A 26,756-nucleotide genomic window follows, 5' to 3' on the forward strand; every position below is an offset into this window, starting at 1 on the left:
TGTTCTGAAAGGGAGATTCGCCACAGGATCGCCCTGTGGAGTTCGCGGCGCGCCCCGTAGGGCTTAGGGTATCTCGGTGGGCACCATTTACTACGGCGGATCGGCCACCCCGATTCACATCGAGGATCGCGCGCTGGCGCACCTCAAGGTCGTCATCGCCACCAAGCTCCGGCGCAGCGAGAGCTTCACCGTGACGTGGCGGCATCCCGACGGCCAGCCGCGCGGTCGCAGCACCATCTGGCTGCACCCGTCGATCCCGATGCGCTTCGTGTTCGACGACCCCGAGCCCGCGACTCTCAGTCGGGAATGGATCGAAGAGCTCGCGAGCTCGGCGAACTCATCGGGCGGCATCACGCTGATCGCCGAGCACTTCGACACCGGGCCGGTCGAGGTCATCGAGCCGAGCGATCCCGCGCTGGCGGTGGCCAAGGTCGAGGTCGAGGAGCTGTCGATCGACAAGCTCACGGTCGGCGGCAACGAGGTCGGCGGGTCGAGTCTGACCACTGGCCACGACGTGCTGCAGACCTCCGAGCTCGCGGCACCCGAGAAGAACTGACCGCTCCCACGGCGCGAGCGCGCTCACTCCTCGGGGAGTGATTCCTCCGACGGCTCCGGCGTGATCGTCAGCCCGTTCGGTCCGCTCGCGACCTGCATCAGGTCCTCGATCCAGGCGCGGTTGATGCGCGGATTGCGGCTACCGAAGAAGTGGAACTGAATCGGGACCGACGGGTGCATCCAGAAGCTGCGCCGGCCGCTGCCGTCGCCCACCTCGACATCGAACATGAAAGCCTCGGTGCGGCGCAGCTTGTTCATCACCACGATGCGAAGATGCGCAAGCGTCCGATCATCGATGTCGACCGAGTTTGCCATCGTGTCGTAAATGAACCTGCCCATGACCACGAGCCTAGTCGGGCGTGCGCGGTTCCGCGTGCCCATGCCCGCTGTCCGCGCCGGGTGTCGCCTGTCGGTCACAGGGCTTCGACGATCTCCGACTCCCCGGGGATGCCGTGCCCGACGACCTCGCCTGAGGTCAGGCTGCGGTAGCCCCGGAACACGATGGGCAGGCCGCGCGCTCGGTTCCAGTCCGTTGAGTCGGTGACCTGCACGTGTACGCACGGCTGAGTGCTGTTGCCGGAGTTGCCGCATTCCGCGAGCGAGTCGCCGACCGCGACGACGTCGCCGACCTCCACCTGCGGGCTGCCCAGCCTCAGGTGCACGAGGGTCACGAACGGTCCGGCCGGGCCGAGCGCGATGACCACGTGGTTGCCGGCGATCGCCCCGATCCCCGCCCGGACCCGCGCGGCCTGCCCGAGCAGGTACGGCAGCAGCGTCAGCGGCGATCGCCTCCCGACGTGGTCGGGTTCGCCGTCGTGGACGGAGACGACCGTCCCCGCCGCGGGGGCGAGGACCGGTTGCCCGAAGCCGCGGAAGGTCGCCGGCTCCTCGGAGCCCAGCACCGCCCGCCACCCGGGCGGCGCGGACCTGCCGCGCGCATCCACGGCGACGAAGTCGATCGCGTAGGTGACGCCGAACAGGTGCGTTCCGTGACTGGGCACCCTGCGGGCCGGGCTCATCTCGGCCCGCCACGTGCCGCGGAAGGGAAGCTCCAGGACGACGGGCCTCATCGGCCCATCCTCTTCCCGCCCGGACCCTGAAGTCCAGCCGGTGAGCGACCGGACACCTGGCGCGGGGACCGCCGGTGGGGTTGGCTGGAGTGCCCGCGACGTGTGTGGCGCGGGCGCCACCTGACCGATCGGAGGACTCACATGCCGGAATTCTCAGACGAAGCCGTGACAGAGATGACCGAAGACGAGTGCTGGCACCTGCTCGAGCATGCGCAGGTGGGCAGGCTGGCGCTGTGCGTCGGCGAGGAGGTCGACATCTTCCCGCTGAATTTCGTGGTGTCCGAGGGTGCCCTCTATTTCCGGACCTCGCCGGGGTCGAAGCTCGCCGCGTTGACCGCGAACCCGCGCGTTGCGCTGGAGGCGGACCGCTACGACGACGCTGCAGCGGCAAGCGTGGTCGTGAAGGGAGTGGCCGAGCGCCTCGAGCTGCAACGGGACATCGATGCCGCCGACCAGCTGCCGCTGCAACCGTGGATCCCGACCCTCAAGTACCGCTGGGTGCGCGTCGTCCCGACGCGGGTCAGCGGACGCCTCTTCGCCCGTTCGCCGGAGCCGGACCGCTACGACGTGGTCGACGGCGGGCCGGCGAGCTGAGCAGGAGCCCGCAGGCGGTGCGCTGAGCATGAGCCCGCAGGCGGGCGGGCTGAGCAGGAGCCCGCAGGTCGGGCACCTGCGCGCCGGATGCGCGAGCGGACGGGCCGGGCGCCGTACGACGCCCGGCCCGTGCGCGGGTTACGGGGTGATCTGCACGACGCCGAAGTCGTTCTCGGCGGCGGTGCGGTAGAGCAGCAACAGCCCGGTCTGCGTGGAAGGCGCCGTGGAACCGGTCGCCTGGACGGCGACGGTGGCCCGCCCCTTCGCCGGGACGGTGACGGTTCCGGTCGGGGTGTACTTCGCCTCGCCCCACGTGTACGTCTGATCCTCGATGGCGTCCGTCTGTGCGCCGCTGAAGTAGTTGTCGTACGCGTAGACGCTGTATCCGAACGTCTGTCCGGGTGCGATGCCGAGCGCCTCCAGCGGCGCAGTGAAGATCTGCGTCGCCGAGTCGAACCCGCCATCCACGTAGAAGTACGCGGATGACCCACCGGTGTTCAGGTCCGCGACGTAGACGGCCGTCTGCCCCGTGACACCGAACCCGCCGACCTCGGCGTTGTACAGGACGTAGTCGTCGGCCCCATCGTTGTCCGCATCCACATAGATGTCGAACTCCGCCGGGTACGGCAGGACGGTGCGGCGATCGTAGGTCGCGACGGCGAACTGAACCGTCCCGCCCCCGCCGTCGCGCACACCGACCGCGGCCAGGTCGATGACGGCGGCGTTGCTGCCGGGCGAACCGGGCTCCCCCGGAGCGGGGTCGGGGTACTCCGGGCTGGTGCCGGTCAGGGCGAACAGCTCCACGTCGCCGGCCGCGACCAGCGAGCTGTTCTTCAGCTTGAGCGAACCGTCGCCGGACTTCTTGAGCTTGACCGTCGAATCCGCGCTCACCTCGGCGGCCTTCTTCGGCAGCACGGTCCAGCCGACCTTCACGCTGTCCACGTCGGAGGTGGCGGTGATCCAGCCGTCGAACTCCGGGCCGTTCAGCAGCGAGCCGTCCCCGCCAGTCGCGCCGACGCTGTCGAACGGCCAGTCCGGCAGTTTCGAGGCGTCGATGCTGACCAGCACCTTGACCGTCTGCGTCTTGCCCTTCGGAACGATCACGTTCTCCGGAGCGGTGCGGATGGTGACCGCGCCGGTGGCCCGATCCGCCTCGTCGCGGTAGCTGACCGCGAACGCGTACCTGAGATTCTCGTCCGAGGTGTTGGTGAGCGTGAGCTCGACGTCGGTCTTGTACACCTTCGTCACGGACGGGATGCCCAGCCCGACGTTGCCGCCCGTTCCGGCGGTGGCCAGCACGCCGACCGCGTCGGCGGAGGGCGCAACTCGGACCTCGCCGGCACCGACCCGCGAGATCGGAGTGGTGATGAAGCCGTCTGCGGTGGGAGTGCGGTTCGTGTTGTCCGCACCGTTGAGCAGACGTGCCTTGATGACCGCGGGGGTCGCACCCTCGAACTTGTCGAGCAGCAGTGCAGCCGCACCGGACACGACCGGTGCCGCGCCGGAGGTGCCGCCGAAGTTGGTCTCCTCAGTGGCGGTGCCAGTCTCGGCCGACAGCCACGCGCCTGGCGCCCCGATGTCGGGCTTCGCGCGCTGACCGTCGATCGTGGTGCCACGGCTGGAGGTGCCGACGATCGTGTTGGTCAGAGCGACCGCGTCCGCCGGGTCGATGGTCACGCTCGCGGCGCCGTCCTGGATGAGCCGCAGGCCGGTCGCCTGCGAGATGCTGAAGGTCGGAACGACGACCGGGACGGCGCTGCCGAAGCTGAAGCTGGGCGGGTCGCCGGGGGCGTTGTTGTAGATGATGACCGCGCTGGCGCCGGCATCCTGAGCGAACACCGCCTTGTCCGACACGTTGCACCCTCCGCGCTGGACCAGCGCGACAGCCCCGCCGGGGAAGGACGCGAACGCCTCGGCCGAGCAGCCGACGCCGCCCTCATCGGTCGGCCGGGCCAGCGGCCCGGTGACCACGGACGTCGGCGCCGGCGACCAGGTCTGCAGGACCGCGTTGGTGATCGCCGGACCGGCGTCCGGCTTGATCACCCACTGCCGATCATCCGGAAGAGCAGTCTGCGCGACACTGATCACGCCGGCTGCCGAAGACGGTGACCCGACGATGAACGGCCGGTCCGCGGAGTTGCCGGCCGAGACCACGACCACCACGCCGGCGTTCACCAGGTTGTCGGCGGTCGTCGTGGAATCATCCTGCTCCTGCCCGTACGAGGAGCCCAGCGACATGTTGACCACGTCGACGGCGTCCGAGATGTCGCCGTCGCCATTGGGATCCAGCGACCAGTCCATCCCGAGCAGCATCGCCACGCCGTCGCACGAGGTGGACACGGATGAGCAGACCTTGACGGCGTAGAGATCCGTGCCCGGCGCGATGCCCAGGTGGCTCCCGTCGGCACTGCGGCCGCCGATGATGTCGGCGACGTGCGTTCCGTGGCCGGCGTCCGAACCCGCGTCGATCGGGTTCGGGTCGGTGACCGCGGGGCCGTTCGGCCACTCCCCGCCGACGAAGTCGATTCCACCCTTGACCTTCGGCGCGTCCGGTCCGAACAGCGTCGCGCATACGCCGACCGGGGCGGCCGCCGCGCCTGCGAAGCACTCGTCGGTGATCGCCAGATCACCCGGGCCGCCGAGGTTCGCGTGCGTGTAGTCGATGCCGGAGTCCAGCACGGCGACCTTCACGCCGGTTCCGTCGAAACCGGCCTCATGCAGCGGCCGCGCCTGCACGTAGTCGATCGCCTGGGCGAGGCTGCCGGACTGGGCATCCTCCGCCGGGGTGGCGTGGGTCTCATAGGTGCGGATCGGCCTGACCGACAGCACGTTGGGCAGCGCCGCGATGTCCGCGAGCGCGGCCGCGTCCACCGACAGCACCACCAGGTTGGCCGCCAGGTCGGTGCGGCCCAGTTCGGTGACGCCGAGGCCGCTCGCTTCGGCGAGGAACTGGTCCTGCTGGGCGGCGACCTTGTCTTTCTGGGCGAGCTGATCGGCCTGGCCCGGCACATTGCCCTCCGCGAGGGCGCCCTCAGGGAGCGACTCGGCGATCGCGGGCTCCGCGAGCCGCACGCTGACCTGGACCGTTCCGCTGGCCCTGCGCAGCGAGTCCGCGAGCCCGCGCGGACCTGGGGAGGTCGATCCGTCGTCGGTGACCGCGTCCGGCAGAGTGGGTGGCGATATCGGGTCGTCTGCCCACGCCGCGGAGGAGCCGAAGACGAGGGCGGGGACGGCGACCGCGGCGACGAGACCGGTGACGAGCGTGCGGAGGCGACGGTTCATGACACTCCCGGGGGTTGAGGTCGTGACGACCCGAATCGAACGGCCTCGTCCGAGTCGCGGCTGCCAGGCAGCGGCACGAGTCTATGTGCGCCTCCGGCGACAAGGCAATGCGTTTTCGGCTCCGGTCCACGGCGTCCGGCAGCGCGACGCATGCGCCCTGGGCGCACCACGACGACGGCAGGGTCGGAGCATCGGATGCTCCGGCCCTGCCTTGCACACTGCGACTAGACGGTCGTGGCCGCGTCGCGCTTGGGCAGCACCCAACCGGGCCGCACGAAGTGGCACGTGTAGCCGTGCGGGATCCGCTGCAGGTAGTCCTGGTGCTCGGGCTCGGCCTCCCAGAACGGGCCGGCCGGCTCGATGGTGGTGACGGCCTTGGCGGGCCAGAGCCCGGAGGCGTCCACGTCGGCGATCGTCTCGCGGGCGATCTCCTCCTGCTCGGGTGTGAGCGGGAAGATGGCCGAGCGATAGCTGGATCCGATGTCATTGCCCTGCCGGTTCAATGTCGACGGGTCGTGGATCTGGAAGAAGAACGCCAGGATGTCGCGGTACGAGGTCTGGCTGGGGTCGAAGACGATCTCCACCGCCTCGGCGTGACCGGGATGGTTGCGGTACGTCGCGTGGTCGTTGCTGCCGCCGGTGTAGCCCACGCGCGTGTCCAGCACGCCGGGCTGCTTGCGGATGAGGTCCTCGACACCCCAGAAACAGCCGCCGGCGAGTACGGCCGTCTCGGTGCCGGGGGTCCGGGTGATGGTGCCTGAATCGGTCATGATGCGTTCTCCTGATTGGTGGTGTCCTCGAAGAGCCTCCGGTAGTCACCGTAGCCCTGCTCGTCCAGGTCTGCGACGGGCACGAACCGCAGCGCCGCGGAGTTCATGCAGTAGCGCATGCCCCCGGCATCCCTCGGTCCGTCGTCGAAGAGGTGACCGAGGTGGCTGTCGGCGCCGGCTGAACGCACCTCGGTGCGCTTCATCCACAGCGTCCGGTCGACCTTCTCGGTGACGGCGTGCGCGTCGATCGGACGCGTGAAGCTGGGCCATCCGGTGCCGCTGTCGTACTTGTCCGTCGATGAGAACAGCGGCTGACCCGAGACGACGTCCACGTAGATGCCCGCCTCGTGGTTGTTCCAGTACTCGTTGCGGAACGGCGGCTCGGTGCCGTCGTCCTGGGTGACCCGGTACTGAGCGGGTGTGAGGCGACTGAGAGCATCCGCAGTCGCACGGTAGTCCTGTGACACGTTTCCTCCTCGTGTGACGCGGCTGGCTGCAGCGTCGTAGAGAAGAACAGACGTCGGGGCGGTTTTGGTCCCGCAAAGCTGGGAGCGGGCCGTGAGTTGCCACGGACCCGAGGGCGGGAATTCGGATCACCGAATTCGACTTGTCGCAGTAGTGGCAGCCGAGGAGAATGCACACAAATGTCCGACGTGACCCGCACCCAGTCGACTCCGAATCCCGAACCCGCCGAGCAGCGCTCGCGCACTCGGCGCTCGATCGCGGAGAAGGTCGGGGCGCTGGGGCAGACCCGCATCGGAGCGCTGCTGCTCCTGATCGCGACGGTGGCCGCGGTGGTCTGGGCCAACGTCGCCTCGGGCTCGTACGAGACGCTCTGGGAGACGCACCTGACCGTCGGAGTGGCTGACCTGCAACTCGATTTCACGCTGCATGCGATGGTGAACGACGCCCTCATGGCCATCTTCTTCTTCACGGTGGGACTCGAGGTGCGGCGGGAGTTCGCGATCGGCGAGCTGACCAGCTGGTCCCGGGCTCTGGTGCCGGTCATCGCCGCCGTCGCCGGCCTCGTGGTGCCCGCGCTGCTGTTCCTGTTCATCGCGGCCGGATCCGGCTACGAGAGCGCCTGGGGCATCGTCATCTCGACCGACACGGCGTTCCTCGTCGGCGCTCTCGCGCTGATCGGACCGCGCGTTCCCGGCCGGCTGAGGGTATTCCTGCTGACCCTCGCCGTGGTGGATGACATCGGCGCCCTGAGCATCATCGCCCTCGTCTACACCGAGAACTTCAACCCGGTGCCGCTGCTGATCGCCGCGGCAGGACTGACCGGGGTCTACTTCACGCGGTACCTGCGTGGCGGGCGCGGGCCGGTCTACGCGACCCTGGCCGTCATCGTGTGGCTGGCCTTCCTGGCATCCGGCGTGCACCCCACCCTGGCCGGTGTCGCCATCGCCCTTCTGGTGCCGGTCTACCGCCCCGACCGCCGCGACGTGGAGCATGCGCTGGATCTGGCGCGCACCTTCCGCCAGTCGCCCAACACCCAGTACGCGCGGGCGGCGGCGAACAGCCTGCGCGAGTCGATCTCCATCAATGAGCGGCTGCAGTCCGCGTACGCTCCGTACGTCGCGTACGTCATCCTCCCCCTGTTCGCCCTGGCGAACGCGGGGGTCCTGCTCAGCCCCGAGATCCTCGCCGGCGCGATGAACTCCCCGCTGACGTGGGGCATCGTCATCGGCCTGGTGGCGGGCAAGTTCCTGGGCGTGTTCGGCTCCACCGCCATCCTGCGCCTGCTCCGCCTGGGCGAATTCGGCCCGGGCCTGACCCTCGACCGCATCGCGGGCGGAGCGGCACTGTGCGGCATCGGGTTCACCATCTCGCTGTTCATCGTCGACCTGGCCATCGACGACGACGCAGCGCAGAACGAGGCGCGCGTGGGCGTGCTGGCGGCATCCGTGCTCGCCTTCATCATCGCGACCCTCATCTTCCGCCTCTCCGACGCCATCCACCCCGACACACAGTCGGGCCAGACCCTGCTGCGACCCGTCGACCCGCAGCGCGACCACGTGTTCGGCGTCGCGGATGCGCCGTACACGATCGTGGAGTACGGCGATTTCCAGTGCGGCTTCTGCCTCAAGGCCTCAGGTTCCATCCAGGAGGTGCACGGCCAGCTCGGCGACCGGCTCCGTTACGTCTGGCGCCACGCTCCGCTCACGTCCGTGCATCCGAACGCCCTGGCCGGGGCGGAGGCGGCTGAAGCGGCATCCCTGCAGGGCAAGTTCTTCGATTTCGAGCGGGGGCTGTTCGCCGACCAGGAGAACCAGCGCCCGTCCGACATCATCCGCCTCGCGCGGCGACTCGGGCTGGACATGCCGAAGTTCGAGCGCGACCTCACCTCCCCCGAAGTCACGGGCCGCGTGCGCGACGACATGCTGGATGCCGAGGCGATGGGCATCAGCTCGGTCCCCACTCTGTTCATCAACGGTCGCCGCCACACCGGTCCCTACGACGCCCAGTCCCTCATCCGCGCTCTCGAGCAGTCCGAGCAGGAACCACAGCCCACCACCCCTTCCCGCTAGCGCGGGTACGGCCGAGACATTCTGGTGACCATGGAAGACGACGACAGCCCGGATCCGCTCCAGCGCCCCGAACTCACCGACGCCCAGTGGAACCGACTGCTGGATTTCGGGACACCCGAGGATGCCGGCGCCGGCGAGTACCTCTTCCGCTCGGGCGACCGCGGATACGACATGATCCTGGTCGAATCCGGCCGGATGGAGGTCGTGCGCGACTCGCTGTGGTGGCTCGAGGAAGCCGTGGTGGCCACGCCCGGCCCGCGCTCGTTCGTCGGCGAACTGGGCCTGCTCAACGGTCAGGGAGCGTTCCTCTCGGCGCGGATGACGGAGCCGGGACGCGTCCGGAGAGTCACCCGGACCGACCTGCGCAGGCTCATGAACGAGGACGACGAGCTGTGCGACCTGATCCTGCACGCTCTCTGGGCGCGTCGCGAGTCGCTGCGCAAGGGGCCGGCGGCACTGACCCTCAAGCTGGTCGGCCCGACGTCCTCGCGCGACTTCCTCGCGCTGCGCAGGTTCGCGGAGCGGCTCGATCTGGTGCACTCCGCGATCGAGCTGCAGCCGGGTGAGCTGGGATCGCTCGCCGGCCACAGCATGACCGCCGACGACCTTCCGGTCGCGTTCATCCAGGGCGAGCCGATCACGCGCGCGACACCCGGGATGGTCGCCGAGCGCCTGGGGCTGAGCTACCAGGCCGACGGTGACGAGATCGTGGACCTCGTGGTGGTCGGCGGCGGTCCTGCCGGGCTGGCCGCCGCCATCTACGGCGCCTCGGAGGGGCTCAGCACAGTCCTGCTGGATGCTGTCGCCCCCGGCGGTCAGGCCGCGGCGACATCCCGCATCGAGAACTTCCTGGGCTTCCCCTTCGGCGTCAGCGGCCGTGACCTGATCGGTCAGGCCTCGCTGCAGGCCCTCAAGTTCGGCGTCCGCGTCTACGCGCCGTGCGAGGCCGTCAAGCTGGAACCCGCGGGCGACCTGCTCGATGTCACCCTCACCGACGGCCGAATCATCCGCACCCGCAGCGCGATCGTGACATCCGGTGCCGCCTACCGGCGCCTGGAGCTGGATCGCTGGTCGGATTTCGAGCGGGCCGGGATCTACTACGCGGCAACGCAGCTGGAGCTGCGCCAGGTCATCGAAGCACCGGTCGTGGTGGTCGGCGGGGCCAACTCCGCGGGCCAGGCCGCCCTGTACCTTGCAGCCAACGGCTGTCCGGTGCGGCTGGTCGTGCGCGGTCGGGATCTCGGCGCCCGGATGTCGTCCTACCTGGTCGAACGCCTCATGGAGGACCCCCGGGTGGAGATCCACACCGGATCCCGGGTGGTCGCACTGGACGGGCTGGAGGCCCTCGAGCGGGTCACCATCGACACCGTCGGCGATGTCGATGCCCGCGGACTGTTCTGCTTCATCGGCGCGGAGCCGGCGACCTCATGGCTGACGACGCTGGACCGCGATCAGGACGGGTTCATCCGCACCGGCACCGACGTCGCCGCCCAGACGCTGCAACAGTGGCAGCACCTGGGCCGGGAACCCCTGCCGTTCGAGACCTCCACGCCGCGGGTGTTCGCCGCCGGAGACGTGCGTCGCGGGTCCATGAAACGCGTGGCGGCGGCCGTCGGCGAAGGCTCCAGTGCGGTGGCATCGGTGCACCGCGCGCTCGCGAGCTGAGCCGCGGCATCCGGTCGGCGTGCACGCAGCCGCGGGACGGATTCCCGTCGCGGACCCCGGCCGCAGCGGCTACTGTGTACACGTGCTGACCTGTCGTTGTTGTCGCTGAGCGCTCCGCGCTCACCTCGACGACCCCCGACGATCCCCCGCGCCTCTGACGCGCGGCCTCTCCCTCAGGACACCACCGTGCGATACGCCAAGAGCGTGACCGACCTGGTCGGCAACACCCCCCTCGTCCGCCTCAACCACGTGACCGGCGGCATCCGCGCCACTGTCCTGGCCAAGGTCGAGTACTTCAACCCGGGCGGCTCGTCCAAGGACCGGATCGCCGCTGACATCGTCGACGCCGCCGAACGCGACGGCCTGCTGCGCCCCGGCGGGACGATCGTGGAGCCCACCAGCGGCAACACCGGGGTGGGCCTGGCGCTGGTCGCGCAACAGCGCGGATACCGGTGCGTCTTCGTCGTTCCGGACAAGGTCGCCGAAGACAAGCGGGCGGTCCTGCGGGCGTACGGCGCCGAGGTCGTGGTCGCCCCGACCGCGGTCGAGCCCGACGATCCGCGGTCCTACTACAGCGTCTCTGCGCGCCTGGTCGCCGACACCGCGGGCGCGTACATGCCCAACCAGTACGCCAACCCCAACGGTCCGCGCAGCCACTTCGCCTCGACCGGCCCGGAGATCTGGCGCGATACCGATGGCCGGGTCACCCACTTCGTCGCCGGGATCGGCACCGGGGGGACGATCACCGGCGCAGGACGCTACCTGACGGAGGCATCGGGCGGCGCCGTGCGCATCGTCGGCGCCGACCCGGAGGGGTCCATCTACTCCGGCGGACCTGTGCACACCTACGACGTCGAGGGCGTGGGCGAGGACTTCTGGCCGGCCGCGTACGACCCGGGCGTCGTCGATGAGATCCACCGCGTCAGCGACGCAGAGTCCTTCGCGATGACCCGGCGTCTGGCGCGCGAGGAGGGCCTGCTCGTCGGCGGTTCGAGCGGGATGGCCGTCGTCGCGGCCCTCCGCACCGCCAAGGACCTGCCCGAGGATGCGGTCGTGGTCGTGCTGCTGCCGGATCACGGCCGCGGATACCTCAGCAAGCTCTTCGACGACGACTGGATGCATGCCCACGGGTATCCGACGACGGACGATTCCACCCCCACCATCAGGAGCAACCCATGACCGATCAGACCGACAGCTCGACCCGCGGTTTCGACAGCCTTGCCGTGCACGCCGGTCAGGCGTTCGATCCGACCACAGGTGCTGTCATCCCGCCCGTGCACTTCTCCACCACCTACGCGCAGGACGGGATCGGCGGCCTGCGTCAGGGGTACGAGTACGGGCGCAGCGGCAACCCCACCCGAACCGCGCTGCAGACCCAGCTCGCCGCGATCGAGGGAGGCCGACACGGCCTGTCGTTCTCGTCCGGGCTCGCCGCCGAGGACGCCCTGCTGCGCGCCGTGCTCAAGCCCGGCGACGAGGTTCTGCTCGGCAATGACGTCTACGGCGGGACCTATCGCCTCATCGCACGCATCCTCGGCCCCTGGGGGATCGGTCTGCGGATCGTCGACATGAGCGATCTGGATGCCGTCGCCGCGGCCCTCGAGGAGCGACCGGCACGTGTTCTGTGGGTGGAGACCCCCAGCAACCCGCTGCTGCGGATCACCGACATCGCCGGACTCGCGCGGCTGGGTCACGACGCCGGCGCGCTGGTCGTGGTCGACAACACCTTCGCGTCGCCGGCCCTGCAGCAGCCCCTGCGGCTGGGCGCGGACGTCGTGGTGCACTCGGCGACGAAGTATCTCGGCGGCCACTCGGACGTCGTCGGCGGTGCGGTCGTGATCGACGACGACGCCATCGCCGAAAGCGTGCGCTTCCTCCAGTTCGCGGCGGGCGCAGTGTCGGGCCCTCTGGACGCGTGGCTGACCACGCGCGGCATCAAGACGCTCAGCGTCCGCATGCACAAGCACAGTGAGAACGCCGCGGCAGTGGCCGACTTCCTGGACGGGCACGATCGGGTCGCCCGGGTCTACTACCCGGGCCTGCCCGCGCACCCCGGGCACGAACTGGCCGCACGGCAGATGTCCCGCTTCGGCGGCATCGTCTCCCTCGCGCTGGGTGATGCCGCCTCGGCCCGGCGGTTCGCGGAATCCACCCGCCTGTTCCAGCTCGCGGAGTCGCTCGGCGGGGTCGAGTCGCTCGTGAACTATCCGGACGAGATGACCCACGCGTCGGTGCGCGGCACGGAACTGGCGGTACCCGAGGACGTCGTCCGACTCTCGGTGGGGATCGAGAGCGTCCAGGACCTGGTCGAGGACCTTGCGAACGCGCTGGCCGCACTGTAGGCGAGGCGGCTCACGCCTACGCACGGACCTGTCAGCGGGCCCGGGGGTCCGTAGGCTGGCGTCATGACCGAACGCGCCACCGTTTCCCTGGGGGTCGCCGCATCCGTCGGACCTGAACTGGCCGGACGGCTGGCACCGGCGGTCGAGGAGGCGGGCTTCTCCGGGCTGTGGGTCAACGACACACCCGCGGGCGATGCCTTCCCGGTTCTGCAGGCAGCCGCACGCGCCACCTCGCGGCTGATCCTGGCCACCGGGATCCTCCCGATCGACCGGCGCCCCGCCGGCGCCATCGTCGCCGAGACGGAGGCGCGGGCGCTGCCGCAGGAGCGACTCGTGCTCGGGATCGGCTCAGGCCAGATCACGCGCGGCGCGCTGACCCGAGTGGGAGCGGCCGCCTCCGAGCTGCGCGACGCCGTCTCCGCGCGCGTCGTCGTCGGTGCCCTGGGCCCGAAGATGCGGCGGCTCGCGGTGGAGGCTTCGGACGGCGTCCTGCTGAGCTGGCTCACCCCCGCCACCGCGCGCGCCCAAGCCGCGGAGGCGCGCTCCCTCGCCCCCCTGACCCACGTGGCGCTGTATGTGCGGACCGCCCTGGATCCCGACGCGCGCGGTCGGCTCCAGGTCGAGACAGAGCGCTACGCGGCCGTCCCGGCATACGCCGCCAATTTCGCGCGCCAGGGGGTCGATCCGGCTCGCACCGTGTGGGATGCCGGCAGCGAACCGGACCGCGGCCGCCTCGATGATTACCGGACCGGTGCGGACGAGGTCATCCTGCGCGCCATCACCGCGGAAGACACGCTGAGCGCCTACCTCCGGTTCGTCGAGCGGGCCCGCGCACTGCTCTGATCGGCGCGGCGGCCGACGCCGGTGCTGCTAGCCGTCCCACCGCGGACGGTCAACCCCCGGTTCCGGCGCCGTCGCGCGGTCTAGGTTCTCCTCGGGCGGGCGACCGCGCAGACGGCTCTGCCGGTTCCCGCTCGCTCTCACCCGCAGCCGAGTGAAAGTGGAGCTCATGACAGACGAACGCGTCGATCCCCGATCGAAGTATTCCACCGAAGGCTTCCCCGAGCAGGAACAGCAGCAGCCCGGCCTCATCGACCAGATGCGCCCCGCGCCGGATCACGGCGAGCAATCCTACGTCGGCTCCGGCCGTCTGACCGATCGTCGCGCGCTGATCACCGGCGGGGACTCCGGCATCGGACGCGCCGTGGCGATCGCGTTCGCCAGGGAGGGCGCGGATGTCGCCATCGCGCATCTTCCCGTGGAGGAACAGGATGCTGCGGACACGGCATCCCTGGTCGAAGCGGAGGGACGGCGGAGCCTGACGCTGGCGGGTGACGTGCGCGAGGAGAGCTTCGCGTCATCCATCGTCGATGACACCGTCGCCGCCTTCGGCGGCCTGGACGTCCTGGTCCTCAACGCCGCGTACCAGAAGGACCGCGCAGGCCTGGAGGAGCTGTCCACCGAGGAACTCGATCGGGTGTTCCGGACGAACCTCTACGGGCTGATGTTCACCGCGCGCGCCGCCATCCCGCATCTGCGGCCGGGCGCGTCCATCATCGTGACATCGTCCATCCAGGCCTTCAACCCGTCACCCGGGCTCATCGATTACGCCATGACGAAGGCCGCTCAGGTGGCATTCGTCAAGGCGCTCGCCGAACAGCTGGGGCCGCAGGGGGTCCGCGTGAACGCCGTCGCCCCCGGCCCGATCTGGACGCCCCTCATTCCCGCAACGGGCTGGTCCGCCGAGCGACTGGCCGAGTTCGGCGCGGACACGCCGCTGGGTCGCGCCGGCCAGCCGGCAGAACTCGCCGGCGCCTACGTCTACCTGGCGTCCGAGGACGCCTCCTACGTGTCCGGCGCCGTGCTGCCGGTCACCGGCGGCAAGGGCCTGTAGCAGCCGGGGTCCGCGGTCCGGAAAAGAGGAAGAGACCCCCGGTCCGGGGGGTTACCGGGGGTCTCTCTTCGATGGAGCGGGCGATCCCTGCGGGGCACCCGATCTCATGGCGCCCGTCGAGCGGGCGGTCCTGCTGTATCAACCCTAAGAAGACCACACGTCACTGTCTGTCCTCACTTCGGTGGACACGGACGGATTCCCTCGACGGATCCGCGACGTGCACGGGATCGCGTCGCTGGAGTTCCGGCGACGCCCCGCCGCCGCCGCGGATCAGCGATGCTCGTACCGTGCCGCCGTCTCGTCGGCGATTCCGGAGGCCGCATCCCGCGCCGCCCGCATGCGCTCCACCGCGGCCTCGAGCTCGGCCTGCGCGTCGCCCGCGCCACCGTGCGCCCCCGCGAGCTGGAGGTTCGCACGGAGGTTGATCGACGCGCCCGCGATGCCCGCGGACAGCGCCTCGCCCGCGACGGCGAGATCCGCGGCGAGGTGCGGGTTGCCGATCTCGCGGAGCAGGCGAAGCTCGTCGACCATGTCCACCCCGACGGCGCCGAGCGCGCCGGATGACTGCGCGGCACGGATGGCGGCATCCCGAACCCGATCGTCGCGCGCGGGGTCCTCGCCGGGTACGCGCAGGGCCGCTCCCAGCTCCGCAGAGCTGACGCCGTCCGCCTCCGCGGCATCCAGTGCGGTGAGACGACGGTCCACGAGCCGTGCCGCGCACGCGGTGGCGCGGTCATCGTCGGGGGTGTACTCGGCCACCATGCGCAGCAGTGCGGCGGAGAGAGCCAGCATGACGCCGCACGCGGCGCCGCCGCCGGGCGCACCGTCGGGCTGGGCGAGCTTGTCGAGCCAGGCGGACAGGGAGGTGGATGCCGGGATCCGGGCGGAGTCGTCCATACCCGACACCATAGTTTCCGCACCGCGGGCGGCATCGGGACCGCGCCGTATGGGGCGTTGCTTATGGGGCGTTGCTTAAGGCGACGACGAGCGTAGCGTTGCCCTATGACCACTCATGGACCCGACGCTTCCGCTGCCGGCGAAGACGACGCCCCGCTCGGCGGTGACGAGACGACCGAGGAGCAGCTGGACGCGGACAACGCGGTCGAAGAAGACATGCTCAAGACCCTCGACCCGGAGGCGCCTCCGGCCTGATCGCCTCCGGCGAGCGCCGTGGCGCCTCAGATCACCGCGTCCCGGTCCATCGGATCCATGGTCGCGACAACGCGAGCGGGGATCCGCTGTGCACGCGGGCCTTCGAGCGCGCGCGTCTTTGCCGGGGGTGGCCAGGATCGTGTCGGGCTCGACCAGGTCCTCCTCGATCCGGTCATCGAAGGTGACCGCGAGACCGATCCGCCGGCCGACGCTGAATCGGACGCGGTGGATCGTGCCGTTCCCTGCCACGAACGCATCGCAGGCGCTTCCTGCCCGGGCCGACAGGGGTCTGCTAGATCTCGATCCGTCGTTCCACGATCTGCGCCGCCACGAGACCGAGCCTCAGCTGATGCGCGCGGGCATACTGCCGCATGAACGTGAATGCTTCGTCGATGGGCACACCCCGGGTGTGCGCCACCACGCCTTTGGCCTGCTCGATCACGACGCGGCTGTTCAGCGCCGACTGAAGCTGCTCGCTCAATATCGAGCTCTCGCGGATCGCCCGCTCGTGCAGGATGCCGATCGTCGCCACGTCGGCGAAGGCCTGGGCTGCGACGATGTCCTCGGCCGGCGCATCGCCGGCCGAGGAGCGCAGCAGGCTGAGCGTACCGACGCTGGTGTCCCGCAGCCGCAGCGGCAACGAGTCCAGCGCGCGGAACCCCTGCCGGCGGGCGCTCGCCCGGAACTGCACCCACGCCGGCGACGACGCCGCCAGATCCGGGACGGCGACGTGGCGACCGGTGCGATAGCACTCCAGGCACGGACCGTCGTCCGAGCCCAGCTGCATCATCTCGGCGAAGCTCCGCGTCTCGCTCGTGGAGGCGACGAGGTCCAGTTCACCCTGCGGACCCGCCAGGAGGATGCCGGCGGCGGTCATCTCGAGCACATCGCGGCAGGTGTCCACCAGCACCTGCAGCAGCTCCACCACGTCGTAGTCATCGACGAGGGTGTCGGCGAGCCGCGCGAAGGTCTGCAGGAGGCGCCCGTCGCGCGTCAACCGCATCATTCGACGACCTCGATCCGTGTTCCTTCACGCGCGAACCGCAGGCGCCCGTCGATGACGTCCTGAGCGACATCCATCATGGCCCGCGAGGCGGCGAAGGCCTGGCCCTGGATCACCAGTCGCGCATCATCCGCGGACAGACCGGTCTGCGCCAGCACGACACCCGACGCCTGGTGGATGAGCCGGCGCGAATACGCGTTCCCCGGTCCTTCCGGTGCCTCGCCGATCGAGGTCAGGGCGCGTCGCAGCAGGTGTCGACCAACCATCTCCGCCATCGCGCCGGCCTGCTTGGTCTGGTCGCCGTCCAGCGCAACGGGCACGCGCGAGTACAGGTCGATCGCACCGAAACGAAGCGGTCCCACCAGGAGCGGAAAGGCGAACAGCGAGCTGATGTCCTCGGGTCGGAGCGCTGCGGTGAAGGCCGGCCACAGGCTCGGGCCGGTCGCGGTGATGTCCGGCTGCAGCACGGCGGTCCCCGTCCGGACGGCGTCCCAGCACGGACCCTCGCCGAGATCGAACTGGACCTCGTCGATGCGCGCAGCGCAGCGGTCGCTCGCGGCCACGGTCTCGCTGCCCAGAAGGTCGCCCATGGTCGACACGGCGGCGCCGGTGACCGGAAAGGCCTGGACGAACGCCGCACAGAAGCCCTCGGGCTGGTCCTGCGCGCGGTCGATCGCCTCCAACGCCGCGGCGAACGAATCACTCACGCGGAACCTCCCCGTTCCTTCGGACAACGGTACCGCGCATCACAGCATCCGTCACGGCGCGAGGGCGCGGCCGGGTCCAGCCGGTCACGATGCCTCGCGCCGCGTGTGCGGCGACGTCTGCACGCGGCGGAGCAGCCGGTCCTGGTCGCGCAGATGGCCCGCGTACCCGCCCGGGGTGCGCCCGAACAAGCGCCCGGATGTGACGACCTCGGCGGCGTCCGTGGCGCGCACCACTGCGCCGTTCTCGCGGCACGCATCGACCAGCCGGACGTCCTCGTGCTCGTCCACCTCGGCGAAACCTCCCGCCCGCAGATAGGTGCTGGCGCGCAGCCCCAGGTTCGCGCCATGGGTATGACCGTTCGGAGCCCCGGGGATGTGCGTGTCCAGCCAGAGCCGGCGATGGCTGAGGGTCAGATCGTCGAAGTCGGGTCGCACGGTTCCCACGACCACGTCCGCACCGAACTCGGCCAGCTCCAGCTGCGCCACCAGCCAGTTCGCGGGCACGCGGGAATCGGCATCCGTGTTCGCGATCCAGATGCGTGGGGTCGGCACCTCGGACAGCGCGGACAGCGCCGCGTCGATGCCCTGGACGCGCGCCGCGCCGACCGCGTTGGCATCGGCATGGATGACCGGGAAGGGATGCCGCGCCGCGATCCCCGCTGAGCCGTCCGAGCAGGCATCAAGGACGACCCGCACCTCGCAGCGCACGCCTGCCGCCGCGACCGCGGTGCCCAGAGAAGTCAGACAGGCTTCGAGCAGCGCTGCCTCATCGTGCACGGGAACGACGACCACGATCGCCGCGATGGATTCCCCGGTCACCGCAGCCCCTCCCGGTGCGCGACCGACACCGCCGTGCCGTGGCAGAAGAGCTCGAGCAGGAAGTCCTCTTCTTCGTGGAAGACCAGCCGCTGCCACGAGGTCACCGATCTCAGGGCGTGATGCACCTGGTCCCCGGAGAGCGGGTACTCGGCCACCGGGTGCCGCCAATGGCAGGCGATCAGGCATCCGTCCTCGGCCAGTGCGGCCTCGATGAGCGCGATCGTGCTCGCCAGGTCGGTCTCGGAGAGGTAGTAGCCGACTTCGGACAGGACGATCGTGTCGAAGGCACCGGCCGGCCAGTCTCCCGGCACGCTGCCCTGGACGATCGTCACGGTGGGGTCATCCCCGACCCGTGCGCGCGCGGACTGCACGGCGACACGCGACGGATCGATCGCGACCAGGCTGTCGGCTCGGGCCGCGAGCGCGCGCGTGATCAGGCCGGTGGAGCAGCCGACCTCCAGGGCTCGCCCGATGGACCGTGCGGGCAGGCTGGCCAGCAGCAGAGCGCGTTTGCGCTCCTCGTACCATCGCGTCTCGAACCCCCACGGGTCCTCGTGGCGGGCGTAGAAGTCCGCGAACCACTCGGGCGGAAGGGACTGCGTGTCCGCGGCGTCCTCGGCGAGGTAGAACTCGGTGTCACGCGCGAAATGCGCTTGCATCGCCTCGTGCACGACCGCCTCGTCGCCGGGGGCCTCGGACAGCGGCCGGATCTGGGAGACGTGCAGGCGCACCGCCCGCGCCTTGAGGGAGTGCTCGTCGGGCGTGAGCGCCAGCGCGGCCGCGCGGTGCCACGGCACGTCCTCCGGCCCTCCCCAGTGCCACAGCCAGATCGGGTACCCGAGATGCCGGATGCGGCGCGGCGCGGAGACCCGGGCAGCGGCGGCGGAGGCGACCCGATGGTCCCGGTGCCGGTCGCCTGACCACGGTGCGACGATCAGGCAGCGATCGGCGGGGTTTCCCGCCGCGTCCACGGCCTCCGCCACCCGCGCCTCGAGCTCGTCGGCGTTCTCGCGGAGCGCCCCGTCCGGCAGACCCAGGAACAGGACGTTCGCGCCGGGGGCGAGTGCGTCCAGCGCACTGACCACCTCGTCCCGGCGGATCGCGCGCAGGTCGGCGCGGGAGTGCGTACTGGAGAGCGGGTGGGACGCTTCACCGTCCGTCGCGACGAGTACGGTGACCCGCCCCCCGCGTTCGTGCACCCGGCGGATCAGCGCGCCGGCGCCCAGAGTCTCGTCATCGGGGTGCGCGGCCACCACGAAGAGTTGGTCCACGTCGTCATCCAGGGTGCGGACCGCGCCGAAGCGCTTCTCTGCCCGCCACACGTGTTCCGGTGTTCCCGCGTCGAGATGACTGAATGCCGCCGTCATCCAGCCGCCGCCTCGAGAATGAGGCGGCCGGCCCGAGCGGTGTCGCGAAGACCGTGATGCTGACGGAGGTAGAGGTGCAGATCCGCCACCCGCCGGGCGTGGCGTTCGTCGGCGATCAGTGGTGCCGGGCCCAGGGCGGCGTCGGCCTCGGCCAGCGTCAGGGTCGCGGCGTCGACGACGACGCCGCGGACGCGTTCGGCGAGCAGACGGTCCCCGATCCGGTCCGACTCGCCCGCGTCGATGAGATCGGCTGCTTCAGCCAGAACGCTTCGTGCGGCCCAGAGCGCGGCATCCACCCGTCCCAGGTGCACCAGCGCGAGCTGATCGGCGCGGTCGGCCCCGGCGGCCGCGCGGAGCGTCTCGGCCAGGCCGACGGCCGCACCCCACCACGCGGCCGCCACCGACATGCCACCCCACGCGAATCCCGGCCGGGAAAGGTACCAGTCCGCCGGACCGATCTGCACAGCGGCGACGTCGTCGAAATCCACCGGGGCGCTGACCACATCGGCCAGTCCGCGCGCGAACCACGGGCCGCCGTGCGGGCGGACCCCGCGTGAATCCAGCTCGACGGCGAACAGGCCGCGACGGCTGTCGTCGACCGATGCGGTGACCAACGCGTGGCTCAGCTGCCCCGCCAGCGAGCACCACGGTTTCCGCCCGCTGAGCCGCCACGCTCCCGCCCCCTCGGACGCCGTCAGCGTCATGTCCCGCGCCTCGGCGGCGAAGACGCCCCACGTCGATGCCTCGTCGGCGTGCACGGGATCCAGCAGGGTGTCCGCCCGGTCGGGGGCCGCATCGCCCCACTGCCGGAGGATGCCCAGTGCGTCCAGATGCGGCTCCAGCATGCGCGCCGCCGAGACGTCGCGGGCGGCGGTGGCGGCCAACAGCTCCCAGAGCTGCCGCGTGCTCCCCCCGCCGAGCCGTGGAGCGCGTCCAGCGATGTCGACGCACCAGCCGAGTGTGGCAACGGGATCCGTCCCGAACCCCGGCACGGTGTCGGCGCGCGCCATCGCCTCGACGATCAACGGACCGGGGGCGGTGCCGGGGGCGAGGGATGTCACGGGTGCGGTCTCGGGGATGGGCACCTCCTGTCTCGAGGCTAGGGCGCCGGGGTCGGATGCGCACGCGCTTGACATCCCCCCGCGGCCACGGCTAGAGGCGCCCCTGTCAACCCCTCCCCTCGATCGGCCGGGGTGCGGCTGAATGGGTGGGACCCATCCGATCCATCAGTAAGGAGCACCCGCATGGTGCAGATCATCGAAACCATCGACGTCGACGTTCCGGTCCGCACGGCCTACAACCAGTGGACCCAGTTCGAGAGCTTTCCGGAGTTCCTCGACGAAGTGGAATCGATCACGCAGGTCGATGAGACCCACACGCACTGGAAGGTGCGCGTGGGCGGCGTGGAGCGGGAGTTCGACGCCGAGATCACCGAGCAGCACCCCGATGAGCGTGTCGCGTGGAACAGCACCGGAGGCGAGACGCACCACGCGGGTGTCGTCACGTTCCACAAGCTCACGGACACCTCCACCCGTGTCACCGTCCAGCTCGATTGGGAGCCGGAGGGCCTTCTGGAGAAGGTCGGCTCGCTGGTCGGGGCAGGATCGCACGCGGTGAAGAAGGATCTGAAGAACTTCAAGAAGTTCATCGAGAGCCGCGGGGCCGAAAGCGGCGCCTGGCGCGGCGAGGTCCAGGCGTAGGAGGTTCGACCGCTCGATGAACCCGGGAGCGGGAGAGCACCGCGGGCAGGCGCACGGTGTTCTGGACGTGGATGGTGATCATCCCGGGACTCGCGGTGATGATCACCATCCCGCTCTCGGGCGACCTCCGGGGAGTCCGACGAGCGGGTCCGTGGCCCCGCGCGCCGCGAGGACGCAGACTGTCCGCATGAGTCAGGACCGTCGCCGGTGGGTGTTGCACGTCGATCTCGACCAGTTCATCGCTGCCGTCGAGGTGTTGCGGCATCCCGAGCTCGCCGGCAGACCGGTGATCGTCGGCGGTCGGGGCGACCCGACCGAGCGCGCCGTGGTGTCCACCGCGTCATACGAAGCCCGCGAATTCGGAGTCGGCTCGGGGATGCCGCTGCGCCTTGCCGCGCGGAAGGCACCCGAGGCGGTGATCCTCCCGGTGGATGCCGAGACCTACACCGCGGCATCCGAGCAGGTGATGGCGACCCTCCGCGCTCAGCCCGGCGCGGTGGTGCAGGTGCTGGGGTGGGACGAAGCGTTCATCGGGATCGAGACCGACGATCCCGAGCAGTACGCGCGCCAGGTGCAGCGCGCGGTCCTGGACAGCACTGCGCTGCACTGCAGCGTGGGCGTCGGGGACACTCTGGTCAGAGCGAAGGTGGCGACCGGCTTCGGCAAGCCGCGCGGGGTGTTCCGCCTCACCGCGGACAATTGGCTCGACGTGATGGGACCCAGGCCGACGATCGACCTGTGGGGAGTCGGCAGCAGGATCTCCAAGCGCTTGGTGGGTCTCGGAATCCTCACGGTGGCCGATTTGGCGGCCGCCGATCCCGCGAGCCTGATGCCCGAGTTCGGCCCGCGCATGGGCCCCTGGTATGCGCAGCTGGGCCGCGGAGAGGGCGCATCCGTCGTGGACGACACGCCCTGGGTGCCCCGCGGGCACGGACGCGAGACGACGTTCCAGCAGAACCTCAGCGATCGCGGCGAAATCGAGCGGGCGGCGCGCGAACTGCTCACCCAGGTGCTGGACGACGTGGCGGCGGAGGGACGGCCTGTCGTCGGCCTCGGCCTGAAAGTGCGTTACGCGCCGTTCCTGACCAAGACGTTCACCAAGAAGATCGCGTCGACCTTCGATCGTGACACCGTGCTGACCAAGGCAATGGAGCTGGTGGAGAAGATCGAGCGGGATCGGCCGATCCGACTGCTCGGAGTGCGTGCCGAGATGGCGATGCCGGATGATGCCCGCGAGGGCCACTCTCCGACGCGCAGCGGCTGGTGATCGGCCGGCTCTCAGCCGGCGTGCAGGATCTCGCAGTCGCCTCCGGGCGCGAGGATCGTCTCGTGGCCGTCGTCGTACCGGACCACCAGCAGCGGATTCTCCTGGCTGCCGCGGATCTCGATGACTTCACCCACGCGCTCGGCCGCGCCGACCGTGCGCCCGTGGATACGGACGCGATCTCCCACAGTTGCGTGCATCGTCGAATACCTCCAGCGTCAGGATAACGCGGGTCTCCGCACCAGACGAGGGGCCCGCTCGCGGTGGTTGCGAGTGCGCAGAACCTCCGCCGCTGCCTCGGTCGCCGTCAGGGGTGCTGCTCCGCAGCGCCCGCCTCCGGTGCGGGGGTCACGGCCTGGACGCGGTCGATCGGCCCGGCCGCGAACTGCGTCCCCTCGTCATCGAACACCCCGAGCGCGACGTCGACGGAGTCGAACGCCGGTTCGATCCTGTAGGTGGCCATGGTTCCTCCCGGACATGTCATACCAGTGGAGCCGACCGGGGTCCGGGGGCGACTGCGACCAGAGTACGACCGCGACCCCAGCGGCGGCAGGGCATTTCGACCTAGGCCCCCGCACTCCGGGCTCCCCTGTCACAACACGCCGATGCGGGGCGCGCTTTGCGACAGGCGAGCAGCGGGCTCCTCGCGGATCAGAGGCTCCGCAGTCGCTCCAGCAGCGGCCGCGCGGCCTCATCGAGGAACCGTGCCTGCGCCTCGTCGCCCACCTGAACCAGCGCGACATCGGTGAACCCCGCCTCCAGGTACTCCTGGACGCCTTCGGCGATCTTGTCCAGGTCGGGTCCGCAGGGCATCGCCTCGGCGATGTCGTCCAATCGCACGAACTGGCTGGCACCCTCGAAGCCCGCCGGCGTGGGAAGGTCGGCATTCACGGTCCAGCCGCCGCCGAACCAGCGGAACTGGTCGTGCGCGCGTTCGATGGCGGTCTTCTCGTCCGGGTCCCAGCTGATCGGCATCTGACCGATCTTCCGGGATCCCGCGCCGTGCGTCTGCTCCCAGCCCGTGATCAGATCGCCCGCGGGCTGGACGGCGATGAGGTGGTCGGCCAGGTCGCCGAACTTGTCGATGGAGCTGTCGCCCGAGACCGCGACCGCGATCGGCACGCCCTGCTCGGGTACGTCCCAGATCCGCGCGGAATCCACCCGGAAGTAGTCGCCCTCCCAGGTGATGAGCTCACCGGTGTGGAGTTGGCGGATGATGTGGATCGCCTCCTGCAGCATCAGCTGCCGCACCTGGACCGAGGGCCACCCCTCGCCGATCACATGCTCGTTCAGGTTCTCGCCCGAGCCCAGTCCGAGGGTGAACCGTCCCTCGGAGAGGAGCTGCAGCGTCGCCGACATCTGCGCCACGATCGCAGGGTGGTATCGCATCGTCGGGCAGGTGACGTAGGTCATCAGCTCCACCGTGGATGTCGCGTTGGCGGCGGCTCCGAGCATCGTCCACGCGTGCGGGGAATGGCCCTGGCTGGTCAGCCAAGGGGTGAAGTGGTCGCTGGAGACCTCGAAATCGAAGCCCGCGGCCTCGGCCTCCACCGCGTACCGCACCAGCTCGCGTGGTCCGCTCTGCTCCGTCATCAATGTGTACCCGAACCGTGCGGTCATCCCTGCTCCTCTGCTCCTGTCACCCCGACCGGCACCCCTCCGGCGCCGTACAACCCCTCGAGGTCACCTCACGCGGTCTGATCCTCGTGCGGACCCTCGGCGATCTCCTCGATCACCTTCTCGTTGAAAGCCGGAAGATCATCGGGAGTCCGGCTGCTGACCAGACCGGCGTCGACGACGACCTCCTCGTCCACCCACGTCGCTCCGGCGTTGCGCAGGTCGGTCATCAGGCTCGGGTAGCTGGTCAGGGTGCGTCCGTCGACGACTCCGGCTTCGATCAGCGTCCACGCCGCGTGGCAGATCGCTCCCACCGGCTTGTGCTGGTCGAAGAATTCCTTCGCGAAGGCGACCGAGGCGGCATCCATCCGCAGGTGGTCTGCGTTGACGACCCCGCCGGGGAGCACCAGGGCGTCGAAGTCGGCGGCCTCCGCGTCGGCGGAGACCACATCGACCTGCTGCGCGTGTCCGTTCTTGCCTTCGATGGATCCGGCGTCGGGTGCCACCATGGTCGCGATCGCACCGGCATCCGTCACTGCCTGCCAGGGCGAGGTCAGTTCGCTGTCCTCGTACCCGTCCGTCGCGAGGAAGGCGATGCGTTTTCCGTTGAGCTGCGTCATATCCCCACGCTATGAGCCGGTGCCGCCCGGTTCGAGGGGCTTGACAGCCGTCCGGCCACGTTGCGCGGCGGCCCGCTCCGGGCGGGTCCGCCTGCGGCGAGGGTTCCTCAGCCGGCGGTACCGCCGGAACGCCCGGTGGCCTGAAGGATGAGGTCGGCGATCTGCTGCGGGTGCGTCACGAGGGAGAGGTGCCCGCTGTCGAGTTCGATCGTCGTGGCGTTCATCCGCGCAGCGAGGAAGCGTTCGAGTGCGGTGGTGGTGGTCCGGTCCTGAAGCGAGACCGCGTACCAGCACGGCTTGTCCTGCCAGGCGGCCGCGGTGGTCCGCGAAGAGAAAAGCGAGTCCGAGATCCTGCCCTGGACGGCGTACAGCACCTTGGCGCGCACGGGGTCGACGCCGTTGGCGAAGTCCTCCAGGAACGCCTGTTCGCTCAACTGGGCGAATCCGTCGGTGTGTACGAGGCCGGCGCTGGCCGGGGCCGGCGGGTACTGCGCGGCGAGCGCTCCGTAGTCCTCACCCGCCCGGGGCGCACGCGCCGCGACGAAGACCAGAGCGACGACGTTCGGGTGGCCGCCGGTCTCGCTGATCACGGTGCCCGCCCAGGAGTGTCCGACCAGCACGGTCGGGCCGTTCTGCAGGTCGAGGACCCGGCGCGTCGCGGCCGCGTCGTCCGCGAGCGAGGTCAACGGGTTCTGCACCGAGGTGACGTTGCACCCGGCGGCCTGCAGCAGCGGGATCACGTCGGCCCACGAGGAGCCGTCCGCATACGCGCCGTGCACCATGACGACGTTATCGGCCACGGGCGCGCCGGTGGCAGCCGCCGGGGCCGTGGATTCGGACGTGTCGGACATGCTTCCCCCATTCAGCTGTTGACGGACCCAGTTATACCGGCCCCACCCTGACGAGCGATAGGCCCGGGCAGCATGAGCAGCCCGCGTTCGGGTATCCGGATCTGCTCGCGACGTTCCCCGCCAGACGCAGGGCATCGTCCCCCTGGCTGAGGCGCGACCGGTCCGGGGCCCTGCGCCCTCAACCCGGGCCGGCACGGCGACGCCGCGGGCACCCGCGCGGCGCGACGATATGCAATATATAGAGCGATAGGATGAACGGATGCCGATCCCTTCCGCCAGCAACATGCACGCTCGCTCGCTCCTGCGCGATGACGTGTATCGATCACTGCGGGATGCGATCGTGGACGGGACCTTCGAGCCGGGCGAGCGGCTCCGGGACCAGGAGCTCGAGGCGTGGCTGGGCGTGAGCCGCACGCCGATCCGGGAGGCGCTGCTGCGTCTCGCGCAGGCGGGTCTGGTCGTCGCCCAGCCCGGCCGCGCGACCACGGTCGCTCCGGTCGACCCGAAGAACATCGGCAACGCGCAGAGCATCGCCGCCGCGATGCACGAACTCGCGGCGCGATCGGCGGTCCCGGCACTGACCGACAGCGACCTGACCACCATGGCCGCCGCGAATGACCGTCTCGCGACGGCGCTCGAAGTGCTCGACGTTGACGCGGCCATGAACTCGGATGACGAGTTCCACGACGTGCTCGTCCGGGCCAGCGGCAACGCGATGATCGCCGAGGTGCTCGAGCAGGTGACGCCGCTGATCCGGCGTGCCGAACGGCAGCGATTCGCCTCGATGGCCGGGCGCGACTCCGTGCGCCAGCATCGCGCGATCATCGAGCGCTGCGCGGTGGCAGACGCGGAAGGCGCCGCTGAGCTCAGTCGCGTCAACTGGATGACCCTCAAGCCGGAGCTGACCGCCCGCGAAGAGTGACCGCACCGCTTCCCGCGCCGCGCCGCGC

Annotated in this window: 27 protein-coding genes and 1 pseudogene; 12 read left to right on the plus strand and 16 right to left on the minus strand. The window is 70.2% G+C overall.

Annotated elements, in window-relative coordinates:
* Positions 1–76: 76 nt before the first annotated feature.
* Positions 77–379: pseudogene (locus tag QNO12_RS14770) on the plus strand (DUF7882 family protein); the annotation flags it as partial.
* A gap of 200 nt (positions 380–579) precedes the next feature.
* On the opposite strand, the gene QNO12_RS14775 reads toward QNO12_RS14770, so the two are convergent.
* Together QNO12_RS14775 and QNO12_RS14780 are read right to left on the minus strand one after the other, a co-directional pair.
* Positions 580–894, minus strand: a complete 315-nt coding sequence (locus QNO12_RS14775) for a DUF7882 family protein (RefSeq protein WP_257501474.1) — start codon at positions 892–894, stop codon at positions 580–582.
* A 74-nt stretch (positions 895–968) separates the two neighbouring features.
* The gene (locus QNO12_RS14780; RefSeq protein WP_257501397.1) at positions 969–1,625 is read right to left on the minus strand and encodes a M23 family metallopeptidase; all 657 of its coding nucleotides are present in this window, start codon (positions 1,623–1,625) and stop codon (positions 969–971) included.
* Between the two features lie 141 nt (positions 1,626–1,766).
* Here QNO12_RS14780 and QNO12_RS14785 point away from each other — a divergent pair, with 141 nt between their 5' ends.
* A complete protein-coding gene (locus QNO12_RS14785) occupies positions 1,767–2,219 on the plus strand; it encodes a pyridoxamine 5'-phosphate oxidase family protein (RefSeq protein ID WP_257501396.1) in 453 nt (150 codons plus the stop codon).
* Between the two features lie 138 nt (positions 2,220–2,357).
* On the opposite strand, the gene QNO12_RS14790 is transcribed toward QNO12_RS14785, so the two are convergent.
* The 3 genes from QNO12_RS14790 to msrB all read right to left on the minus strand — a co-directional run bounded on the left by QNO12_RS14790 (position 2,358) and on the right by msrB (position 6,738).
* Positions 2,358–5,501: a DUF8811 domain-containing protein gene (locus tag QNO12_RS14790; RefSeq protein WP_257501395.1), complete on the minus strand. Its 3,144-nt coding sequence runs from the start codon at positions 5,499–5,501 to the stop codon at positions 2,358–2,360.
* Positions 5,502–5,725: 224 nt separating this feature from the next.
* Complete coding sequence (msrA, locus tag QNO12_RS14795; RefSeq protein ID WP_257501394.1) at positions 5,726–6,271, minus strand: peptide-methionine (S)-S-oxide reductase MsrA; 546 nt, start codon at positions 6,269–6,271, stop codon at positions 5,726–5,728.
* The gene (gene msrB / locus QNO12_RS14800; protein WP_257501393.1) at positions 6,268–6,738 is read right to left on the minus strand and encodes a peptide-methionine (R)-S-oxide reductase MsrB; all 471 of its coding nucleotides are present in this window, start codon (positions 6,736–6,738) and stop codon (positions 6,268–6,270) included. Before msrB ends, msrA begins: the two co-directional genes overlap by 4 nt.
* 177 nt (positions 6,739–6,915) lie before the next feature.
* On the opposite strand from msrB, the gene nhaA reads away from it, so the two are divergent.
* The 6 genes from nhaA (at position 6,916) to QNO12_RS14830 (ending at position 14,706) form a co-directional block, all read left to right on the plus strand.
* The gene (gene nhaA, locus QNO12_RS14805; protein ID WP_257501392.1) at positions 6,916–8,805 is read left to right on the plus strand and encodes a Na+/H+ antiporter NhaA; all 1,890 of its coding nucleotides are present in this window, start codon (positions 6,916–6,918) and stop codon (positions 8,803–8,805) included.
* Positions 8,806–8,835: 30 nt separating this feature from the next.
* The gene (locus QNO12_RS14810; protein WP_257501391.1) at positions 8,836–10,470 is read left to right on the plus strand and encodes an FAD-dependent oxidoreductase; all 1,635 of its coding nucleotides are present in this window, start codon (positions 8,836–8,838) and stop codon (positions 10,468–10,470) included.
* 186 nt (positions 10,471–10,656) lie between these two features.
* Positions 10,657–11,649, plus strand: coding sequence for a pyridoxal-phosphate dependent enzyme (locus QNO12_RS14815; protein ID WP_257501390.1), 993 nt, complete (start codon positions 10,657–10,659; stop codon positions 11,647–11,649).
* Entirely contained in the window at positions 11,646–12,812 is a 1,167-nt protein-coding gene (locus QNO12_RS14820) for a cystathionine gamma-synthase (RefSeq protein ID WP_257501389.1), read from the plus strand. The genes QNO12_RS14815 and QNO12_RS14820 overlap by 4 nt, the downstream gene beginning before the upstream one ends.
* 63 nt (positions 12,813–12,875) lie before the next feature.
* Positions 12,876–13,655 carry an LLM class flavin-dependent oxidoreductase gene (locus QNO12_RS14825; protein WP_257501388.1) on the plus strand — a complete coding sequence of 260 codons (780 nt, stop codon included), beginning with the start codon at positions 12,876–12,878 and terminating at the stop codon, positions 13,653–13,655.
* A gap of 166 nt (positions 13,656–13,821) precedes the next feature.
* The gene (locus QNO12_RS14830) at positions 13,822–14,706 is read left to right on the plus strand and encodes an SDR family oxidoreductase (RefSeq protein WP_257501387.1); all 885 of its coding nucleotides are present in this window, start codon (positions 13,822–13,824) and stop codon (positions 14,704–14,706) included.
* A 270-nt stretch (positions 14,707–14,976) separates the two neighbouring features.
* On the opposite strand, the gene QNO12_RS14835 is transcribed toward QNO12_RS14830, so the two are convergent.
* On the minus strand, positions 14,977–15,603 hold the full coding sequence (locus QNO12_RS14835) for a cyclodeaminase/cyclohydrolase family protein (protein ID WP_257501386.1): 627 nt from the start codon (positions 15,601–15,603) through the stop codon (positions 14,977–14,979).
* Positions 15,604–15,708: 105 nt separating this feature from the next.
* On the opposite strand from QNO12_RS14835, the gene QNO12_RS14840 reads away from it, so the two are divergent.
* The gene (locus QNO12_RS14840) at positions 15,709–15,858 is read left to right on the plus strand and encodes a hypothetical protein (protein WP_257501385.1); all 150 of its coding nucleotides are present in this window, start codon (positions 15,709–15,711) and stop codon (positions 15,856–15,858) included.
* A 292-nt stretch (positions 15,859–16,150) separates the two neighbouring features.
* Here QNO12_RS14840 and QNO12_RS14845 read toward each other — a convergent pair whose 3' ends face one another.
* From QNO12_RS14845 to QNO12_RS14865, 5 genes are all read right to left on the minus strand, one after another.
* Positions 16,151–16,861, minus strand: a complete 711-nt coding sequence (locus tag QNO12_RS14845) for a GAF and ANTAR domain-containing protein (RefSeq protein WP_257501473.1) — start codon at positions 16,859–16,861, stop codon at positions 16,151–16,153.
* The gene (locus QNO12_RS14850; RefSeq protein ID WP_257501384.1) at positions 16,861–17,568 is read right to left on the minus strand and encodes a GAF and ANTAR domain-containing protein; all 708 of its coding nucleotides are present in this window, start codon (positions 17,566–17,568) and stop codon (positions 16,861–16,863) included. Before QNO12_RS14850 ends, QNO12_RS14845 begins: the two co-directional genes overlap by 1 nt.
* A gap of 84 nt (positions 17,569–17,652) precedes the next feature.
* On the minus strand, positions 17,653–18,387 hold the full coding sequence (locus QNO12_RS14855) for a glycosyltransferase family 2 protein (protein ID WP_257501383.1): 735 nt from the start codon (positions 18,385–18,387) through the stop codon (positions 17,653–17,655).
* Complete coding sequence (locus QNO12_RS14860) at positions 18,384–19,754, minus strand: bifunctional PIG-L family deacetylase/class I SAM-dependent methyltransferase (protein ID WP_257501382.1); 1,371 nt, start codon at positions 19,752–19,754, stop codon at positions 18,384–18,386. Before QNO12_RS14860 ends, QNO12_RS14855 begins: the two co-directional genes overlap by 4 nt.
* Positions 19,751–20,839, minus strand: a complete 1,089-nt coding sequence (locus QNO12_RS14865) for an acyl-CoA dehydrogenase family protein (RefSeq protein ID WP_257501381.1) — start codon at positions 20,837–20,839, stop codon at positions 19,751–19,753. Before QNO12_RS14865 ends, QNO12_RS14860 begins: the two co-directional genes overlap by 4 nt.
* A 159-nt stretch (positions 20,840–20,998) precedes the next feature.
* Between QNO12_RS14865 and QNO12_RS14870 the strand changes: the two genes are divergently transcribed.
* Both QNO12_RS14870 and QNO12_RS14875 read left to right on the plus strand, forming a co-directional pair.
* Positions 20,999–21,454 carry an SRPBCC family protein gene (locus QNO12_RS14870; RefSeq protein WP_257501380.1) on the plus strand — a complete coding sequence of 152 codons (456 nt, stop codon included), beginning with the start codon at positions 20,999–21,001 and terminating at the stop codon, positions 21,452–21,454.
* Positions 21,455–21,641: 187 nt separating this feature from the next.
* Positions 21,642–22,721, plus strand: coding sequence for a DNA polymerase IV (locus QNO12_RS14875; protein WP_257501379.1), 1,080 nt, complete (start codon positions 21,642–21,644; stop codon positions 22,719–22,721).
* Positions 22,722–22,732: 11 nt separating this feature from the next.
* Here the strand turns inward: QNO12_RS14875 and QNO12_RS14880 are convergent, their stop codons facing one another.
* From QNO12_RS14880 to QNO12_RS14900, 5 genes are all read right to left on the minus strand, one after another.
* Complete coding sequence (locus tag QNO12_RS14880; protein WP_257501378.1) at positions 22,733–22,918, minus strand: DUF1918 domain-containing protein; 186 nt, start codon at positions 22,916–22,918, stop codon at positions 22,733–22,735.
* A 107-nt stretch (positions 22,919–23,025) separates the two neighbouring features.
* Positions 23,026–23,181, minus strand: a complete 156-nt coding sequence (locus QNO12_RS14885; RefSeq protein WP_257501377.1) for a hypothetical protein — start codon at positions 23,179–23,181, stop codon at positions 23,026–23,028.
* Between the two features lie 188 nt (positions 23,182–23,369).
* On the minus strand, positions 23,370–24,338 hold the full coding sequence (locus QNO12_RS14890; protein ID WP_257501376.1) for an LLM class F420-dependent oxidoreductase: 969 nt from the start codon (positions 24,336–24,338) through the stop codon (positions 23,370–23,372).
* A gap of 68 nt (positions 24,339–24,406) precedes the next feature.
* Positions 24,407–24,955 carry a type 1 glutamine amidotransferase domain-containing protein gene (locus QNO12_RS14895; RefSeq protein ID WP_257501375.1) on the minus strand — a complete coding sequence of 183 codons (549 nt, stop codon included), beginning with the start codon at positions 24,953–24,955 and terminating at the stop codon, positions 24,407–24,409.
* Positions 24,956–25,062: 107 nt separating this feature from the next.
* Entirely contained in the window at positions 25,063–25,806 is a 744-nt protein-coding gene (locus tag QNO12_RS14900; RefSeq protein ID WP_257501374.1) for an alpha/beta fold hydrolase, read from the minus strand.
* 259 nt (positions 25,807–26,065) lie between these two features.
* Here QNO12_RS14900 and QNO12_RS14905 point away from each other — a divergent pair, with 259 nt between their 5' ends.
* Positions 26,066–26,728 (plus strand): GntR family transcriptional regulator, encoded by a 663-nt coding sequence (locus QNO12_RS14905; protein WP_257501373.1) that lies wholly within the window; start codon positions 26,066–26,068, stop codon positions 26,726–26,728.
* The last annotated feature ends 28 nt before the right edge of the window (positions 26,729–26,756 follow it).

It is taken from the genome of Microbacterium sp. zg-B185 (assembly GCF_030246885.1).
Classification (GTDB): domain Bacteria; phylum Actinomycetota; class Actinomycetes; order Actinomycetales; family Microbacteriaceae; genus Microbacterium.

Excerpts from the sequence above, each read along its gene's own strand:
- QNO12_RS14810 (WP_257501391.1), top strand. The coding sequence starts at position 8,836 with ATGGAAGACGACGACAGCCCGGATCCGCTCCAGCGCCCCGAACTCACC.
- QNO12_RS14875 (WP_257501379.1), top strand. The coding sequence starts at position 21,642 with ATGAGTCAGGACCGTCGCCGGTGGGTGTTGCACGTCGATCTCGACCAG.
- QNO12_RS14860 (WP_257501382.1), bottom strand. The coding sequence starts at position 19,754 with ATGACGGCGGCATTCAGTCATCTCGACGCGGGAACACCGGAACACGTG.
- QNO12_RS14840 (WP_257501385.1), top strand. The coding sequence starts at position 15,709 with ATGACCACTCATGGACCCGACGCTTCCGCTGCCGGCGAAGACGACGCC.
- QNO12_RS14825 (WP_257501388.1), top strand. The coding sequence starts at position 12,876 with ATGACCGAACGCGCCACCGTTTCCCTGGGGGTCGCCGCATCCGTCGGA.
- QNO12_RS14790 (WP_257501395.1), bottom strand. The coding sequence starts at position 5,501 with ATGAACCGTCGCCTCCGCACGCTCGTCACCGGTCTCGTCGCCGCGGTC.
- QNO12_RS14870 (WP_257501380.1), top strand. The coding sequence starts at position 20,999 with ATGGTGCAGATCATCGAAACCATCGACGTCGACGTTCCGGTCCGCACG.
- QNO12_RS14900 (WP_257501374.1), bottom strand. The coding sequence starts at position 25,806 with ATGTCCGACACGTCCGAATCCACGGCCCCGGCGGCTGCCACCGGCGCG.
- msrA (WP_257501394.1), bottom strand. The coding sequence starts at position 6,271 with ATGACCGATTCAGGCACCATCACCCGGACCCCCGGCACCGAGACGGCC.
- QNO12_RS14835 (WP_257501386.1), bottom strand. The coding sequence starts at position 15,603 with ATGGACGACTCCGCCCGGATCCCGGCATCCACCTCCCTGTCCGCCTGG.
- QNO12_RS14895 (WP_257501375.1), bottom strand. The coding sequence starts at position 24,955 with ATGACGCAGCTCAACGGAAAACGCATCGCCTTCCTCGCGACGGACGGG.
- QNO12_RS14830 (WP_257501387.1), top strand. The coding sequence starts at position 13,822 with ATGACAGACGAACGCGTCGATCCCCGATCGAAGTATTCCACCGAAGGC.
- QNO12_RS14890 (WP_257501376.1), bottom strand. The coding sequence starts at position 24,338 with ATGACCGCACGGTTCGGGTACACATTGATGACGGAGCAGAGCGGACCA.
- QNO12_RS14785 (WP_257501396.1), top strand. The coding sequence starts at position 1,767 with ATGCCGGAATTCTCAGACGAAGCCGTGACAGAGATGACCGAAGACGAG.
- QNO12_RS14775 (WP_257501474.1), bottom strand. The coding sequence starts at position 894 with ATGGGCAGGTTCATTTACGACACGATGGCAAACTCGGTCGACATCGAT.
- QNO12_RS14780 (WP_257501397.1), bottom strand. The coding sequence starts at position 1,625 with ATGAGGCCCGTCGTCCTGGAGCTTCCCTTCCGCGGCACGTGGCGGGCC.
- QNO12_RS14905 (WP_257501373.1), top strand. The coding sequence starts at position 26,066 with ATGCCGATCCCTTCCGCCAGCAACATGCACGCTCGCTCGCTCCTGCGC.
- QNO12_RS14820 (WP_257501389.1), top strand. The coding sequence starts at position 11,646 with ATGACCGATCAGACCGACAGCTCGACCCGCGGTTTCGACAGCCTTGCC.
- nhaA (WP_257501392.1), top strand. The coding sequence starts at position 6,916 with ATGTCCGACGTGACCCGCACCCAGTCGACTCCGAATCCCGAACCCGCC.
- QNO12_RS14880 (WP_257501378.1), bottom strand. The coding sequence starts at position 22,918 with ATGCACGCAACTGTGGGAGATCGCGTCCGTATCCACGGGCGCACGGTC.
- QNO12_RS14885 (WP_257501377.1), bottom strand. The coding sequence starts at position 23,181 with ATGGCCACCTACAGGATCGAACCGGCGTTCGACTCCGTCGACGTCGCG.
- QNO12_RS14845 (WP_257501473.1), bottom strand. The coding sequence starts at position 16,861 with ATGCGGTTGACGCGCGACGGGCGCCTCCTGCAGACCTTCGCGCGGCTC.